The 13,758-nt window shown below is 73.9% G+C and carries 15 protein-coding genes and 1 pseudogene; 2 read left to right on the top strand and 14 right to left on the bottom strand.

Features of this window, described 5'->3' with window-relative positions:
- Window positions 1-9: 9 nt before the first annotated feature.
- Window positions 10-663 carry a histidine phosphatase family protein gene (locus OIE49_RS29950; protein WP_326805008.1) on the bottom strand — a complete coding sequence of 218 codons (654 nt, stop codon included), beginning with the start codon at window positions 661-663 and terminating at the stop codon, window positions 10-12.
- 108 nt (window positions 664-771) lie between these two features.
- On the opposite strand from OIE49_RS29950, the gene OIE49_RS29945 reads away from it, so the two are divergent.
- Window positions 772-2,265: a bifunctional phosphatase PAP2/diacylglycerol kinase family protein gene (locus tag OIE49_RS29945; RefSeq protein WP_326805007.1), complete on the top strand. Its 1,494-nt coding sequence runs from the start codon at window positions 772-774 to the stop codon at window positions 2,263-2,265.
- Window positions 2,266-2,393: 128 nt separating this feature from the next.
- Window positions 2,394-3,212 carry a class I SAM-dependent methyltransferase gene (locus tag OIE49_RS29940; protein WP_326805006.1) on the top strand — a complete coding sequence of 273 codons (819 nt, stop codon included), beginning with the start codon at window positions 2,394-2,396 and terminating at the stop codon, window positions 3,210-3,212.
- 42 nt (window positions 3,213-3,254) lie between these two features.
- Here OIE49_RS29940 and OIE49_RS29935 read toward each other — a convergent pair whose 3' ends face one another.
- The 13 genes and pseudogenes from OIE49_RS29935 to OIE49_RS29875 all read right to left on the bottom strand — a co-directional run bounded on the left by OIE49_RS29935 (window position 3,255) and on the right by OIE49_RS29875 (window position 13,717).
- Entirely contained in the window at window positions 3,255-3,518 is a 264-nt protein-coding gene (locus OIE49_RS29935) for a gas vesicle protein K (protein WP_199836477.1), read from the bottom strand.
- Between the two features lie 17 nt (window positions 3,519-3,535).
- The gene (locus tag OIE49_RS29930) at window positions 3,536-3,721 is read right to left on the bottom strand and encodes a gas vesicle protein (protein WP_100566620.1); all 186 of its coding nucleotides are present in this window, start codon (window positions 3,719-3,721) and stop codon (window positions 3,536-3,538) included.
- The gene (locus tag OIE49_RS29925; protein ID WP_326805005.1) at window positions 3,718-4,476 is read right to left on the bottom strand and encodes a GvpL/GvpF family gas vesicle protein; all 759 of its coding nucleotides are present in this window, start codon (window positions 4,474-4,476) and stop codon (window positions 3,718-3,720) included. The genes OIE49_RS29930 and OIE49_RS29925 overlap by 4 nt, the downstream gene beginning before the upstream one ends.
- 152 nt (window positions 4,477-4,628) lie before the next feature.
- Window positions 4,629-4,955 (bottom strand): annotated as a pseudogene (locus OIE49_RS29920) (gas vesicle protein); the annotation flags it as partial.
- A complete protein-coding gene (locus tag OIE49_RS29915; RefSeq protein ID WP_326805003.1) occupies window positions 4,952-6,139 on the bottom strand; it encodes an SRPBCC family protein in 1,188 nt (395 codons plus the stop codon). The gene OIE49_RS29915 and the pseudogene OIE49_RS29920, both read right to left, overlap by 4 nt.
- Window positions 6,136-6,948 (bottom strand): PE-PGRS family protein, encoded by an 813-nt coding sequence (locus tag OIE49_RS29910; RefSeq protein WP_326805002.1) that lies wholly within the window; start codon window positions 6,946-6,948, stop codon window positions 6,136-6,138. The genes OIE49_RS29915 and OIE49_RS29910 overlap by 4 nt, the downstream gene beginning before the upstream one ends.
- Window positions 6,945-7,208: a gas vesicle protein GvpG gene (locus OIE49_RS29905; protein WP_326805001.1), complete on the bottom strand. Its 264-nt coding sequence runs from the start codon at window positions 7,206-7,208 to the stop codon at window positions 6,945-6,947. The genes OIE49_RS29910 and OIE49_RS29905 overlap by 4 nt, the downstream gene beginning before the upstream one ends.
- 4 nt (window positions 7,209-7,212) lie before the next feature.
- On the bottom strand, window positions 7,213-7,986 hold the full coding sequence (locus tag OIE49_RS29900) for a GvpL/GvpF family gas vesicle protein (RefSeq protein WP_326805000.1): 774 nt from the start codon (window positions 7,984-7,986) through the stop codon (window positions 7,213-7,215).
- Entirely contained in the window at window positions 7,983-8,414 is a 432-nt protein-coding gene (locus tag OIE49_RS29895; RefSeq protein WP_326804999.1) for a gas vesicle structural protein GvpA, read from the bottom strand. The genes OIE49_RS29900 and OIE49_RS29895 overlap by 4 nt, the downstream gene beginning before the upstream one ends.
- A 49-nt stretch (window positions 8,415-8,463) precedes the next feature.
- Window positions 8,464-8,793, bottom strand: a complete 330-nt coding sequence (locus tag OIE49_RS29890) for a gas vesicle protein GvpO (RefSeq protein ID WP_326804998.1) — start codon at window positions 8,791-8,793, stop codon at window positions 8,464-8,466.
- A 146-nt stretch (window positions 8,794-8,939) separates the two neighbouring features.
- Entirely contained in the window at window positions 8,940-10,787 is a 1,848-nt protein-coding gene (locus tag OIE49_RS29885) for a transketolase (RefSeq protein WP_326804997.1), read from the bottom strand.
- Window positions 10,784-12,232: an NAD(P)/FAD-dependent oxidoreductase gene (locus OIE49_RS29880; protein WP_442812322.1), complete on the bottom strand. Its 1,449-nt coding sequence runs from the start codon at window positions 12,230-12,232 to the stop codon at window positions 10,784-10,786. The genes OIE49_RS29885 and OIE49_RS29880 overlap by 4 nt, the downstream gene beginning before the upstream one ends.
- A gap of 951 nt (window positions 12,233-13,183) precedes the next feature.
- Complete coding sequence (locus tag OIE49_RS29875) at window positions 13,184-13,717, bottom strand: phage holin family protein (RefSeq protein ID WP_326804995.1); 534 nt, start codon at window positions 13,715-13,717, stop codon at window positions 13,184-13,186.
- Between the last annotated feature and the right edge of the window lie 41 nt (window positions 13,718-13,758).

Genomic DNA, 13,758 nt, shown 5'->3' with positions numbered 1-13,758 from the left:
GGCAAACTCTTATCCGAAGTCCACGGGCCGTCCCGTCGGGCCGCTCTCCCGCGCCGGGGTGACGAGGGCGTCCGACCACGCCAGGGCCGTCCATCCGGTCGGGGCCGAGCCCTGTAGGACCACCACGCCGGTGTTCTCCAGGGGGTGGGTGGCGGCGAACTCCGCGTCGAGGTTGCGGACGCGGACCGCGGTCCACAGGCGGATGGCCGCGCCGTGACTGACCAGGGCGATGGTTCCGGCGCCGTCCGCGGTGGCCTCGGCGACGACGGCGTCGTAGCGGGCCAGCACCTCGGTGCCGCTCTCGCCCCCGGGGATACGGGACCGGGTGTCACCGGCGGCCCAGCCCAGCAGCGTGCGCATGTACATCCGGCCGCGCTCGGAGTCGCCCGGCTCCGTCTCCAGGTCGCCCGCGGACACCTCGCGGATGCCGTCGCGGACGATCACGTCGAGTCCGCGCTCGGCGGCCAGCGGCCGGGCGGTGAGCTGGGTGCGGACCAGGGTGGAGGCGTAGAGCGCCTGGATGTCCTCCCCGGCGAGCGCCCGCGGCAGCGCCGCGGCCTGCTGTTCGCCGAGCCGCGTCAGGCCCGGTCCGGGGATCCGCGTGTCCAGCAGGTGGCCCACGTTGGAGGGGGTCTGGGCGTGGCGGATGAGGAGCAGACGCATGCGGGGTCCCTACGATCGCCGGCGCCGCCCCGCGCACACCGGACACGGCGCACAGCCCACCGGAAACGGCCCACACAAGAAACGGCCACTTCAGGGTAGCGGTCCCCTATGAGCCCAGACGTCGACCTCACCGCCCCGAAATCCGGCGCCCACGCCCTCCTGCACCGCCTGTCGGCCCTGGACGGCCGGCTGTTCGAGTTCGCGGCCGAGCGCCGCTGGCCCGGCGCGGGCCCGGTGCTGCCGAGACTGAGCCGGGCCGCGAACCACGGCGTGCTGTGGTGCGCGGTGGCCGCCGCCATCACCGCGAGCCGCAGCCCGAGGGCCCGCAGGGCCGCGGCCCGCGGCCTGGCCTCGCTGAGCCTGGCGTCCCTGACCGTCAACACGATCGGCAAGCGCTCGGTGCGCCGCGACCGGCCGGCCCTGGACCCCGTCCCGCTCATGCGCCGGCTCAAGCGGCAGCCGTTCACCACGTCCTTCCCGTCCGGGCACGCGGCGTCCGCGGCCGCCTTCGCGACGGGCGTCGCCCTGGAGTCCCCGGCCTGGGGGGCGGCGGTGGCCCCGGTCGCCGCGTCGGTCGCGCTCTCGCGCGTCTACACCGGGGTCCACTTCCCTAGCGATGTGCTGGCGGGTGCCGCGCTGGGGGCGGGCGTCGCGTTCGCGGCCCGGGCCCTGGTGCCCACCCGTGCCCGGACCGACCCGCCGGCCCGCTCCCACGCCGACCTGCCGGCGCTGCCCGGCGGCAAGGGCCTGGTACTCGTGGCCAACCGGGCCTCGGGCACCGCGGACCGCGCCGGTGCGCTGGTGGACCTGCTGCCGGAGGCGGAGGTCGTCGAGTGCGGGCCTGAGGAGGTCCGGGCCGAGCTGGAGAAGGCGGCGGACCGCGCCCGGGTGCTCGGGGTGTGCGGCGGCGACGGCACCGTGAACACGGCCGCGGAGGTCGCCCTGTGCCGCGGCCTGCCGCTCGCGGTGCTGCCCGGCGGCACCCTGAACCACTTCGCCCTCGATCTGGGCGTGGAGGACGCGCGGGCCCTGGCCCGGGCCGTGGAGCACGGTCACGGAGTCCGCGTCGACGTGGGCCGCTTCCGCTCCGGGAGCAAGCGGGGCGTCTTCCTCAACACCTTCAGCCTCGGCGTGTACCCGGAGCTGGTGCGTGAGCGCGAACGCCGGTCCGGCCGGATGGGCAGCTGGCCGGCCGGGGTGCTGGCGGCGCTGAAGGTACTGCGCGCCGACCGCCATCCGCTGCGGGCGGTGGTGGAGGGCCACACCCACCCGCTGTGGCTGCTGTTCGCCGGGAACGGCACCTACCACCGCAGGGGGCTCGCGCTGGGCCGCCGGCTCGACCTGACGGACGGAAAGCTCGACGTCCGGGTGGTGCACGGGGGCCGCAGGCCCGCCCTGCGCCTGCTGTCAGCGGCCCTGGCCGGCCCGCTGACCCGGTCCCCGGCCCACGCGGCGGTCCAGGTGCGACGGCTGCGTCTGACCGGTGTCGCGCCCGGCACCCTGCTCGCCCACGACGGCGAGGTGATGGAGGTGGCCGACGAGCTGTGGCTGGAGAAGCTGCCCGAGGCGCTGGCGGTGTACCGGCCGCTCTCCCGCGGCTGACCGCCCACCCGTCATCCGTCTCGGATTCTGACACCGGGGTCTCACCATCCGGCACGGGGGCGTACCGTGATCCGTGCCGGCCGGGGCCGCGGGCCCCACGGGATCAGGGGACGACAAGGGGTACAGCCATGCCGAAGCGGGAGACGGCCGTCTACACGCACGGGCACCACGAGTCCGTGCTGCGTTCGCACACCTGGCGCACCGCCGCCAACTCCGCGGCCTACCTGCTCGGCTCGCTGCGGCCCCATATGCGGATCCTCGACATCGGCTGCGGCCCCGGCACCATCACCGCCGACCTGGCGGCCCTGGTCCCCCAGGGGCACGTCACGGGTGTCGACCGGGCGCCCGGCGTCCTGGAGCAGGCCCGGGCCACGGCCGCCGGGCGGGGTCTGACCAACGTCGACTTCGCGGTGGCCGACGTCCACGCCCTCGACCACCCCGACGACACGTTCTGCGTCGTCCACGCCCACCAGGTGCTCCAGCACGTGGGCGACCCCGTGCGGGCGCTGCGCGAGATGCGGCGGGTGACGAAGCCGGGCGGGTACGTCGCCGTGCGCGACGCGGACTACGCGGCGATGAGCTGGTACCCGCGGGTGGAAGGACTGGACGACTGGCTCGGCCTGTACCGGCGGGTCGCCCGCGCCAACGGCGGCGAGCCGGACGCCGGACGCCGGCTGCGGTCCTGGGCGCTGGCGGCCGGCTTCACCGACGTCACGGCCGGCTCCAGCACCTGGACCTACGCCACCGAGGACGAGCGCGCCTGGTGGAGCGGGCTCTGGGCCGACCGCACCCTGGCGTCGGCCTACGCCGGGCGCGCCGTCGACGGCGGACACGCGACCGAGGACCGGCTGCGGGCCGTGGCGGCGGCGTGGCGGGAGTGGGGCGAGCGGCACGACGGCTGGTTCGCGGTCCTGCACGGGGAGATCCTGTGCCGCAAGGAGGCCTGACCCCCGCGCCTCCTTCTCCTCGTCCCCCTCGTTCCCGGGTGCTCACTTCCGGGGAAGCAGGGGTCCCAGCGGTCCGAGGTCGAGGTTCAGGTCCTCGGGCCGCAGCCCGTAGCGATCGCGCAGCTCGGCCATGCGGTCCTCCAGGAGCATGAGCGTGAGGCCGATCCGCTCCTCCTGCTCCTCGCTCAGATCCCCCTCGTCGAAGCGGCGCAGCGCCTGCCGCTCCATGAGCTGGCGCAGCAGCTCGACGACGGTGAGCACGAGTTTCACCAGGTCCCGCTCGACGGTGTCGGGTTCCAGGTCCATGTGCTTGCGCGGGGCCACTACTGCTCCTCGAAGGGCGACGGCACTTGTGCGTTCACCGAGCTGATCAGCGCGTTCAGGTCGATGCGGACGAGGTCCACGTCGGCGATGCGCAGGGTGATGTCCCCGGTGATGACGACACCGCCGGCCAGCAGCCGGTCGAGCAGGTCGACCAGGGCGATCTCCCGGCGTTCGACGACCGTCATGCCTCCTCCCCCGCGAAGGAGTACGCCGCCCACGGCCCGGTGAGTTCCACGCGCAGCCCCGGTACGTCGTCCTTGGTGCGGTCCACGAGTTCCACGAACTCCTCCGAGTCCCCGCGCGGCACCAGATAGGCGGCGTTCAGAACGTTGCGCCCCGCCGCGCCGGAGAGGCTGGGGTTCTGCGGGGCGTGCAGCCGGGAGTCCTCGGCGAAGGCGGAGAGCTGCTCGTGCAGGTGGGTGGCGAAGGCCTCCGCCTTCTGCCACAGGTCCTCCCCCGCCCGCGTCTGCTGCCGCCGCTGCCGCAGGTAGTCGCGGCCGGAGGCCGCCTTCGCCGCGGGCTGCGCGGCCTGCTGAGGCTGCTCGGTCTCGGCGTAGATCTTGACGCCCCACTCCACGCGCCCCTCCAGCCGGTCCAGGGTGCGGCGGATGTGCTCCTCGCGGGCCTCGATCATCGAGCGCACGGCGCTGTCGTCACGGAAAACGGTGGCGAGCCTGAGCGGCAGCGGTGTGGTGACGACGGTCAGCGCGTCGATGACGCCCTGGTGGGCACGGGCGGTGGCGGCGAGCCAGTCGAGGTCCTCCATATGGGCGCGCAGCGGCTCCTCGGCGAAGTCGCGCTCGGGCACCTCGCTGACGACGGCGACCAGGCCGTGGTGGTTGAGCTGCTTCGCCGGAGCGCCCGCCACCCCGGTGAGCTGCGCCTGGAGGGGTGCGCCGGGGGGCCGGCAGACGGCGTAGACGTACCGCAGTCCGGTCATCGTTCCTCCTCGCGGGCGCGGTCCTGATCCGCGCGGTCCTGATCCGCGCGGTCCTGATCCGCGCGGTCCTGATCCGCGCGGTCCTGATCCGCGCGGCCCCGGTCCAGGCTGTCCCGGTCCCGGTCCGCCCGGCCGCGGTCCAGGTGGTCAGGCTCCCGGCGACCGCGGTCCAGCTCCAGTTCCTCCAGTCGTGCCAGCCGCTCGCGCAGCTCGGTGTTCTCCCGGGCGAGCTCGTCGCGTCGCGCGCGGGAGGAGAGCGCCGGGTCGCTCTCCCACCAGTCGATACCCATCTCCTTGGCCTTGTCGACCGAGGCGACGACGAGCCGGAGCTTGATGGTGAGCAGTTCGATGTCGAGCAGGTTGATGCGGATGTCGCCCGCGATGACGATGCCCTTGTCGAGCACGCGCTCGAGGATGTCGGCGAGGTTCGCCCCGCTGCTCGGGCCGTACGGTTCGGGCAGTCGGCCGGGCGTCGTCATCGGCGGCCCCTGCCCTCGGCGTACTCGGGCTCTTCCTCTTCCTCGGGCTCTTCCTCTTCCTCGGGCTCATACTCGCCCTCGGCCTCATACTCGCCCTCGGCCTCTTCCTCCGGCTGCTCCCCGCCCTCGTCCTCGTACTCTTCCTCCGGCTGCTCCTCGGCGTCTTCCTCCGGCTCTTCCTCCGGCTCTTCCTCCGGCTCTTCCTCCTCTTCCTCGTACTCGCCGTTCTCCTCCTCGGCGTACGGGCCCTCTTCCTCGTCCGGCTCCTCGTCCCTCTCGGCGGCCTCCCGCTCCTCCTCCGCGACCGCGTCCTCGTGGCTGCGGACGACCTCGCCGTCGTGGATCTCACCGCGCCAGCTGTCCTCGGCCTCCCCCTTGAGGGTGATGTAACGGACGTAGTTCTTCAGGTCCAGCCGGGCGCGGCGGCCCTGGGCCCGCCAGATGTTGCCGGTCTTCTCGAAGAACCCGCTGGGGTAGTACTCCATGACCAGCAGGACCCGGGTGAGGTTCTCGTCGAGGCGGTGGAAGGAGACGACGCCCTTCGTGGTGCCCTTCGCGCCCTCCGACGTCCACTGGATGCGCTGGTCGGGTACCTGCTCGGTGGTGTGGGCCTTCCAGCTCCGGCTGGACCAGAACACCTTCAGCTGCCAGTCGGAGTGGGTGTCGTCGGCGCGGCTCGCGCTCTTGACGCCCTTGGCGAAGGTGCTGAAGTCCTGGTACTGCGTCCACTGGTCGTAGGCGGTGCGCAGCGGCACGCCGACGTCGACGGACTCGATGATGACGATGGGCTTGTTGCCCCCGCCGCGCTTGCGCTTGCTCCCGCCGCCTCCGATGTTCTTCAGCGCGCCCATGACGCGGTCCTTGGCGCGGGAGGCACCCAGCTCCAGGATCGAGCGCACCGGCCCCTTGCCCTCGGCGACCTTGCGGCCGGCGTCGAGGGCGAGCTTGGCGAAGCCGGGGCCGTTGCCCTCGGCGATGTCGTTCAGCTTGCCGGTGGTCTCGCCGAGCTTGTGGCCGAAGCCGGCCAGCAGTCGCTGGGCCTGGGCGGCGAGGTAGTCCCGCACCTCGGCCTTGAGGCGGTCGGCGGCCTCGCTGTGGGCGAGGTCGCTCAGCGGATTGTCCTTCGCCGCGCCGGCCGTCGCACTGCCGGCGGCGGAGGTCGCGGATCCGAGTGCCTCGGTCATCGGTCACCACCACCCTTCGGCCGCCGGGAGCGGGCGGCACGGGTCGCGCCGCCGGGAGCGGCGGTCTTCTTCGCGGCCGTCCTGCCTGCCGCGGCCTTCGTCGCCGCCGCCTTCTTGGCGGGGGCCTTCTTCGCGGGCGCCTTCCTCGCCGCTTCCTTCCCGGCCGGCGCATCCGCCGATGCCTTCTTCGCGGTCTGCCTGGTGGGAGCCCTCTTCGTCGGCCCCTCCTTCGCGGGGGCCTTCCTCGCCGCTTCCTTCCGCGCCGGCGCACCCTGGTTCCCGGCCTCGCCCCCGGTCTCCTCCTCGGCCTCGCGGCCCTCCCGGTCCTCGTACCCGTCCTCCCCCTCGGTCTCCTCCTCGCGCTCCCCCTCGGTCTCCTCCTCGCGCTCCCCCTCGGTCTCCTCCTCGCGCTCCCCCTCGGTCTCCTCCTCGCGCTCCCCCTCGGTCTCCTCCTCGCGCTCCCCCTCGTCAGGCTCGTCAGGTTGCGGCACGACGCCGGCGAGTTCGTCACGGACCTGGGCGGTCCGCTCGTGCAGCCGGTCGGCGAGCGCGGTCATCTGCCGTTCGACCAGGGCCCCCGAAGCCGCCTTGCCGACGCCCCGCAGTTCCTGGCGCAGCTGGTCCCCGATCTCCTTGAACTGCGGGTTGTTCATCAGCTGCTGGTTGACCAGGTCCGCGATTCCGCGCGGACCGAGGTTCAGCTTCTTGCCCGCCACCATGCTGCCCACGGCGAGGGCGAATTTCGCTTTCTTGGTCCGTCCCAGGAGGTAGCCGGCCCCTACCGCGAGGCCGAGTGCCACTCGATTCATCGTGCCGTCCCCTCGCCTGTCCCCGGGCCCCCGCGCATGCCGGTCTCCAGCCGGTCCAGGAGCTCGTCCTCCCGGCGGTCGTATTCCTCCTCGGTTATCTCGCTCGCCTCCAACTGCTCTTCCAACCGCGCCAGTTCGGCCCGTACCGTGGCCGGGTCGTAGTAGATGCGCTCGGCTTCGCGCAGTACCTGCCTGATCGCCCAGCCGCTTGCGCGCGCCGGTGCGAGCGGCAGCAGCAGCACCTCGGAGATGAGTCCCATGGCGTCACTCCGCTCCCGCGTCGGCCCCCGCCGTGGTGCTCGCGGGCTCGGCGGGGCCGGGTTCGACGAAGCTGTACGGCGGCAGCGGCCCGTTGACGCGCAGATCGAGGTGGGGCAGGTCCTTGCGGGCCCGCTCGACGGCGGTCACGAACTCCTCCGCCGCCTCCCGGTCCACCAGGAACGACGTGTTGACCAGCCAGCCGGTGGACGGCGGGCCGTCGCTGACCGCGGCGGCGAGCGGCTCCAGAGCGTGCACCACCTCGCGGGCGTCCTCCGCCTCACGGGCCTGCACGGCCGCGGCGACCATCTCACCGAGGCGGATCTTGTCCTCGTAACTACCGCCACCTGCACGCCGGTTGGCCTCCGCCATGCCCCGGATCTCCGGGTTCTCGGCCATCACCCGGTGCAGCACCGCGTCCTCGACATGACTGCCCTTGACGTTGTACTCGACCCTGCCCTCCAACGCCCCCAACCTCTCCCGGTAATGCTCGGCGCGTTCGGCGAGCACACTCGTGACCGCCTCGTCGTCCGGAGCGACACTGCCGAACCGCATCGGCAGCACACACCGGCCCGCGCCCATCTCACTGAGCACCGCCTGATGCGCGAGCAGGTCGCGCCGCTTGGGCCGCAACCCCTCCGGCGCGTCACTGACCACCGCGGCCAGCCCAGCCGCCGTCAGCACCCGCACCGGCCGCGCCGGCTCGCCCACCCCGCCCAACTCCTCGGGCAGCGACGACATATCCGAGGCGGCCGTGATCCCGTACACATACGTGCTCACTCCTGCTCCTCCTTCCGACGGGTCGGCGCCGCCTTGCGCGCCCGCGGCCGCCCCTCGCCCTCACCCGAGCGCTCGTCACGGGCCTGCTGGAAGGCGTCGGAAACGGTCTGCGCCGCCCCCGACAACGCCCCCTTCGCCTTGCCGCGCGCGCCGGACTCGGTGACCTCGCCCACCAGATCGGGCAGGCCCGGAGCCTTGCGGGGGCCCGCTTCCAGGTCGAGCCGGTTGCAGGCCTCGGCGAAGCGCAGGTAGGTGTCGACGCTCGCGACGACGACCCGCACGTCGATCTTCAGGATCTCGATACCGACCAGCGAGACCCGCACGAACGCGTCGATCACCAGCCCCCTGTCGAGAACGAGTTCCAGGACGTCGTACAGGCCGCTGCTGCCGCCTCCGCCGCCGGACGTCTGTGCCGGGACAACGGTCATGCCAACCGCACTCCTCGTCTGTTGTCTGTGTATGAGGCTTTGTTCCGCCTCAGCGGCCGCCGCCGGAGCGGCGGGCGTCGGAGCGTCCGCGTTCGTAGCGGTGCAGCCGCCGGTACCCGGTGAGCTGCCCCTCCGGGTCGAGGTCGACCTGGTAGCTCGCCATGAGGCTCATGGTGTCCGGCACCCGGGCCAGTTCCAGGACCTCGATCTCCAGCGACCAGCCGTCCTCCGTCTGCTCGAAGGTCGTCACCGACTCGGGGGTCAGACCCGTCAACTCGGCGAACTGGGCCCGCGCCTCACGCAGCACCTCCATCGGCCGCGGCCGGGACACCGGCTCTCCCGAGCCCTGCGACTCCGCGGTGTTGTCCTTCTTCACCATGGCCACCTCTTCTCCTTCGGGTGGCCGCAACCTCCACGGCCAAACCTGCGCGAGCGCGGACGTCTCTTACACACGGGGGCGGGATCCCCTGGGACCGCGGCCGGTGCGCACCGTGCGCGGCCCCTCACTCTCGTCACTCCCGCCACTCACCGCACGACCGCCTCCTCCACCATCAGCCGCGCGGCGGCCGCGATCGACTCGGCGTCGATGCCCGCGGCGTGCAGCTGCTCGGCGGGCGAGGCCGAGCCCGGCATGTCCCGGACGGCGAGGCGCACCAGGCGCGGCACCGGGCGTCCGTCGGTGAAGGCGTCGAGCACGGCGTCGCCGAGGCCGCCCTCCGGGTGGTGGTCCTCCACGGTGAGCAGGCAGCCGGTGTCCTCGGCGGCCTTCCGGAGCGTCTCCTGGTCGACCGGCTTGACGGAGTAGAGGTCGATCACCCGGACCGCGATGCCGTCCCGGCCGAGGATGTCCGCGGCGGCGAGCGCCTCGTGCAGGGTGACACCCGCGGCGACGACGGTCAGCCGGTCCCGCGCGGAGGAGCGCAGCACCTTGCTGCCGCCCACCGGGAAGTCCTCCTCGGGCCCGTAGAGCACCGGGCCGGCCCCGCGCGAGGTGCGCAGATAGCGGACGCCGTCCAGGTCGGCCATCCGCGCGACGAGCTCGGCGGTCTGGTTGGCGTCGCACGGGTAGAGCACGGTCGAGCCGTGCACGGCACGCATCATCGCCAGGTCCTCCAGGCCCATCTGGCTGGGCCCGTCCTCGCCGATCGCCGTGCCCGCGTGGGAGCCGTTGAGGTTGATGCCGGAGCCGCTGACGGCGGCCATCCGCACGAAGTCGTGCGCGCGGGTCAGGAAGGCCGCGAACGTCGAGGCGTACGGCACCCAGCCGCGCCGGGCCATCCCGACAGCGGCGGCGACCATCTGCTGTTCGGCGATGTAGCACTCGAAGTAGCGCTCGGGGTGCTCCTTGGCGAAGAACTCCGCGCGGGTGGAGTCGCCGACCTCGCCGTCGAGAGCCACGACCTCGCCGCGCGCGGTGCCGAGCGCGGCGAGCGCCTGCCCGTAGGCGTCGCGGGTGGCGACCTCCTCACCCTTGTCCCAGCGGGGCAGTTCGAGGCTGCCGTCGCCCACGGCGTGCAGCGCGCGGACCGAGCCGGGCTCGTGCACGTGGACGCGGATGTTCCGGACCCCGCCGAGCTCCTCGATCGCCTCGTCGGGGTCCTTCAGCGGTTTGCCGTGCAGGCCCTCGCGGTCCTCGGCGTCCCTGACGCCCCTGCCCTTGAAGGTGCGGGCGATGATCGCGGTGGGCTGCCCCTTCGTGGAGACGGCCTCGCCGAGGGCGCGGTCGACGGCGTCCACGTCGTGGCCCTCGATCTCGATCGTGTGCCAGTCGAAGGCCCGGAAGCGGCGGGCGTAGGCGTCCAGGTCGTGGCCGTGCCGGGTGGGGCCGCGCTGGCCCAGCCGGTTGACGTCGAGGATCACGGTCAGGTTGTCCAGGTGCTCGTACCCGGCGTGCTCGGCGGCCTCCCAGATGGAACCCTCGGCCAGCTCGCTGTCCCCGCACACCACCCACACCCGGTAGTCGGCGTGGTCGAGGCGCTTACCGCTGAGCGCGATCCCGACGCCGATGGGCAGGCCCTGGCCGAGGGATCCGGTCGCGGTCTCCACCCACGGCAGCCGTTGCGGGGTGGGGTGCCCCTCCAGGCGGCTGCCCAGCTTGCGGAAGGTGAGCAGTTCCTCGTCGTCGATGGCGCCCGCCGCCTTGTAGGCGGAGTACAGCAGCGGGGAGGCGTGTCCCTTGGACAGGACGAAGCGGTCGTTGCCGGGGTGCTCGGGCTGGTCGAAGTCGTAGCGGAGATGGTTCGCCAGCAGGACCGCCATGATGTCGGCGGCGGACATGGAGGACGTGGGGTGCCCGGAGCCCGCCGCGGCGGCGGCGCGCACGCTGTCGACGCGCAGCTGCTGGCCGAGTTCGACGAGTTCGTCGGTGTTCATGAGTCTCCTTCCGCGGGTATGTCGTCTCGCTTGACCGGGCCGGGGGCGGGGTGGCTCCCGGTGGTCCCGTCGCCGGGAGCGTCGCTCGCGGGCTCACCGGCCAGGCCCGAGGTGGCCGGCGGCCTCGCCCGCTGCTCGTTGCCGCCCGGCACTCGTGCCAGCTCCGGGGAGGCCGTGTCCAGGGGCACGGACCAGGACCGAACGAGGCCCAACTGGACGGACTGGCGCGGCAGTACGGCGTCCAGCAGCCAGTCCGCGGCCACCCGGACCCGGTTCCCGGGCATCGCCGCGAGGTGGTAGGCGCGGGTGACCGCGCCCGCCACCGGCCCGGACAGCGGAACGCCGAGGGGGTCAGCGGCGGCCTGCGCACCGCCCAGGTCCACGACGAAGCCCAGGTCGCGGTGGCGGTAGGGGCGGGCCTCGCCGACGCCGAGGGAGGCGGCGACGTTGACCGCGGCGGTCCTGCCCTGCCGCCAGGCGTGCTGGGCGGTCATCGGGGTGTACCGGCCGGGGTTGTCCAGGTCGGGCACGGCGGCGGCGTCCCCGCACGCGAACACGTCCGGCCGCCCCGGCACCTGGAGGAAGGGGTCGACGACGAGCCGCCCCCTCTCCAGCGGCTGCCCGGCGCTCTCCACGAGCGGGTCGGGCCGTACGCCGACGCACCACACGAGCGTGCGGCTGCGGACGAACTCGCCGTCCGTCAGCAGCACGCCCTCGTGCGTGGCCTCCTTCACGGAGGTGCCCATGCGCACCTCGACGCCGCGCCGCCGCAGCACGCGGTCGGCGGTGGCCGAGAGCCGTTCGTCCAGCTCGGGCAGTACCCGGGGTGCGATGTCCAGCAGCAGCCAGCGAGGCCGGATGTCCCGCCGGGGCGGGTGCCGGCGCACCAGCGAGTCGGTGAACATCATGCCGTGCGCGGCGACCTCGGTGCCGGTGTAGCCGGCGCCCACGACGACGAACGTGCGGCGGGCCGCGCAGGTCTCGGGGTCGTCCTCGCTGCTGGCCAGTTCGATCTGGCGGGTCATGTGGTCCCGCAGGTACAGGGCCTCGGGCAGACCGCGGAAGCCGTGCGCGTGCTCGGCGACGCCGGGGATCGGCAGCAGCTTGTTGACGCTGCCGACGGCGAGCACCAGCCGGTCGTAGGCCAGGGTGCCCTCGCCGTTCTCGGGGTCGGTGTAGTGCACGGTGCGGGCGTCCAGGTCGATGCCGTGGGCCTCGCCGAGTACCAGCCGTACGTGGCGCAGCGAGCCGGCGAGGGAGACGGCGGTCCGGCGCGGCTCCAGGATGCCCACGGCGACCTGGGGCAGCAGGGGCAGGTACAGGAAGTAGTCGGTCGGGTTCAGCAGGGTGATGTCGGCCTTGCCCCGGGACATCCTCGACAGGGTCCGGGCCGCGCGGTAGCCGGCGAAGCCGGCACCGACGATCACGATGCGGGGTCGACTCACGGTTCGCCTCCGGCGCGGTCGCATACCTGGTACGGGACCTTCCGCGTCCCCCTGCCCGAAACCCCCAAACTTCCGCGTCGGGGGCCGCGGCAGGCCGCGGACACGCTCCCGCTGTCCCGGGGCCTGCGGCGAAACGCGGACGGCCCCCGCCGACCAAGATCGCGGTGGGACACGAGCAGACGCCCGCCGCCTGTCCCGGCGAACGGGCGCCCAGGCGTCAGTCGTCCGGCGCATCGCCCGCAGGCCAACACGACAGGTCGCCGCCGAGCGCGGAGCCCACACAGCCGACGCGCTGCCCCAAGGCGATCCGAGCCTCCGCCTCCAGGCCGCGCACGCTGCCCGCAGGGCGCCGCCGCGCGAACCCGGCCGGCCTCGCGGGCGGGCGCGCCGTGACATTCGTCCGGGCTCTGCCCACGGGAACGCGAGCGGGTGTCAGGCCCGGTGCTGAGGCCCCGGGTCGGACCCGCGGGCCTCCCGGGTCGGGCCGCGGGCTGGTGCACGCCGACCCTGGAGCGCGAGTGCCTCGCCTCGCCACGCCCCGGCCCGGCGCCCCGCCCGTGGACGCGGCCCGCGCCGGAGGCCGAGGGCGGCCGTCCGCCCGCAGGGCACCGCCCCCGAACCCGGGCCGGCCTCGCGAGCGGGCTCCCGGTGACATTCGTCCGGGCTCCGCCCACAGGAACGCGCGAGGGTGGCACGCCGGGGTGCCGCGGTCCCAGGCCAATCCTGGAGCGCGAGTGCCTCGCCTCGCCACGCCCCGGCCCGGCGCCCCGCCCGTGGACGCGGCCCGCGCCGGAGGCCGAGGGCGTCCGTGCGGGCGCGGAGCCCGCACGGCCGGCGAGACGTGCCAGTCGTCCGCCCGCAGGGCAGCGCCCCCGCGAACCCGGCCGGCCTCGCGGGGCGGGCGTCCGGTGACATGTGTCCCGGGCTCCGCCCACGGGGAACGGGGCGGGGTCAGGCCCGGTGCTGCGGTCCCGGGTCGGTCTCACCGGGGTGGTCCGGACGGGTCGTCCCGGCCGGAGGCGCGGGCGGGACCGGCGGGGCCGGCGGTGTGGGCGGGTATGCCGCGCCCGCCGCCTCACCGGCCGCGCCCGCCGCCCGGCCGGCCGCGCCTGTCGTCGCGCCGGTGTCGCCCGTCGGCTGGGCGCCCGTGTCGGCGCCGAAGTGCGTGCCGGGACCCGGTGCGGGGTGCGACGCCGACGGGCGGGCGGCCTCACGCAGCGCGTAGGCCGCAGCGCCCAGGATCGCCGCGGTGATCAGCGCGGCGGCCCAGCCGGGCAGGCCGATCGCGAGGGCCAGCCCCACGGCGAGCGCGAGAGCCGCGCCCGCGTACAGGGCGACGGCGCCGGACGCGGCGTACAGCGTCGCGGTGCGACGCTGCCTGCGGGTCTGCTCGCGCAGTTCGTCGCGCACCGTCTCGCGCGCCACCTGCGCCAGTTCGTCGACCAGTTGCTTGTCCAAGTGCTCCAAGTGATCCAAGCCCTTCATGCAGCGCGGGTACCCGCACACGCGTACGCATAACACCGCCC

The sequence above is a fragment of the Streptomyces sp. NBC_01788 genome (genome assembly GCF_035917575.1).
Classification (GTDB): Bacteria; Actinomycetota; Actinomycetes; order Streptomycetales; family Streptomycetaceae; genus Streptomyces.
This window is presented reverse-complemented; position numbering and strand designations above follow the sequence as displayed.

What these genes read in the sequence shown, in the direction of transcription:
- OIE49_RS29890 (WP_326804998.1), bottom strand. Translation starts at nt 8,793, where the DNA reads ATGGTGAAGAAGGACAACACCGCGGAGTCGCAGGGCTCGGGAGAGCCG.
- OIE49_RS29895 (WP_326804999.1), bottom strand. Translation starts at nt 8,414, where the DNA reads ATGACCGTTGTCCCGGCACAGACGTCCGGCGGCGGAGGCGGCAGCAGC.
- OIE49_RS29930 (WP_100566620.1), bottom strand. Translation starts at nt 3,721, where the DNA reads ATGACGGTCGTCGAACGCCGGGAGATCGCCCTGGTCGACCTGCTCGAC.
- OIE49_RS29945 (WP_326805007.1), top strand. Translation starts at nt 772, where the DNA reads ATGAGCCCAGACGTCGACCTCACCGCCCCGAAATCCGGCGCCCACGCC.
- OIE49_RS29885 (WP_326804997.1), bottom strand. Translation starts at nt 10,787, where the DNA reads ATGAACACCGACGAACTCGTCGAACTCGGCCAGCAGCTGCGCGTCGAC.
- OIE49_RS29935 (WP_199836477.1), bottom strand. Translation starts at nt 3,518, where the DNA reads ATGGACCTGGAACCCGACACCGTCGAGCGGGACCTGGTGAAACTCGTG.
- OIE49_RS29915 (WP_326805003.1), bottom strand. Translation starts at nt 6,139, where the DNA reads ATGACCGAGGCACTCGGATCCGCGACCTCCGCCGCCGGCAGTGCGACG.
- OIE49_RS29910 (WP_326805002.1), bottom strand. Translation starts at nt 6,948, where the DNA reads ATGAATCGAGTGGCACTCGGCCTCGCGGTAGGGGCCGGCTACCTCCTG.
- OIE49_RS29940 (WP_326805006.1), top strand. Translation starts at nt 2,394, where the DNA reads ATGCCGAAGCGGGAGACGGCCGTCTACACGCACGGGCACCACGAGTCC.
- OIE49_RS29905 (WP_326805001.1), bottom strand. Translation starts at nt 7,208, where the DNA reads ATGGGACTCATCTCCGAGGTGCTGCTGCTGCCGCTCGCACCGGCGCGC.
- OIE49_RS29950 (WP_326805008.1), bottom strand. Translation starts at nt 663, where the DNA reads ATGCGTCTGCTCCTCATCCGCCACGCCCAGACCCCCTCCAACGTGGGC.
- OIE49_RS29875 (WP_326804995.1), bottom strand. Translation starts at nt 13,717, where the DNA reads ATGAAGGGCTTGGATCACTTGGAGCACTTGGACAAGCAACTGGTCGAC.
- OIE49_RS29925 (WP_326805005.1), bottom strand. Translation starts at nt 4,476, where the DNA reads ATGACCGGACTGCGGTACGTCTACGCCGTCTGCCGGCCCCCCGGCGCA.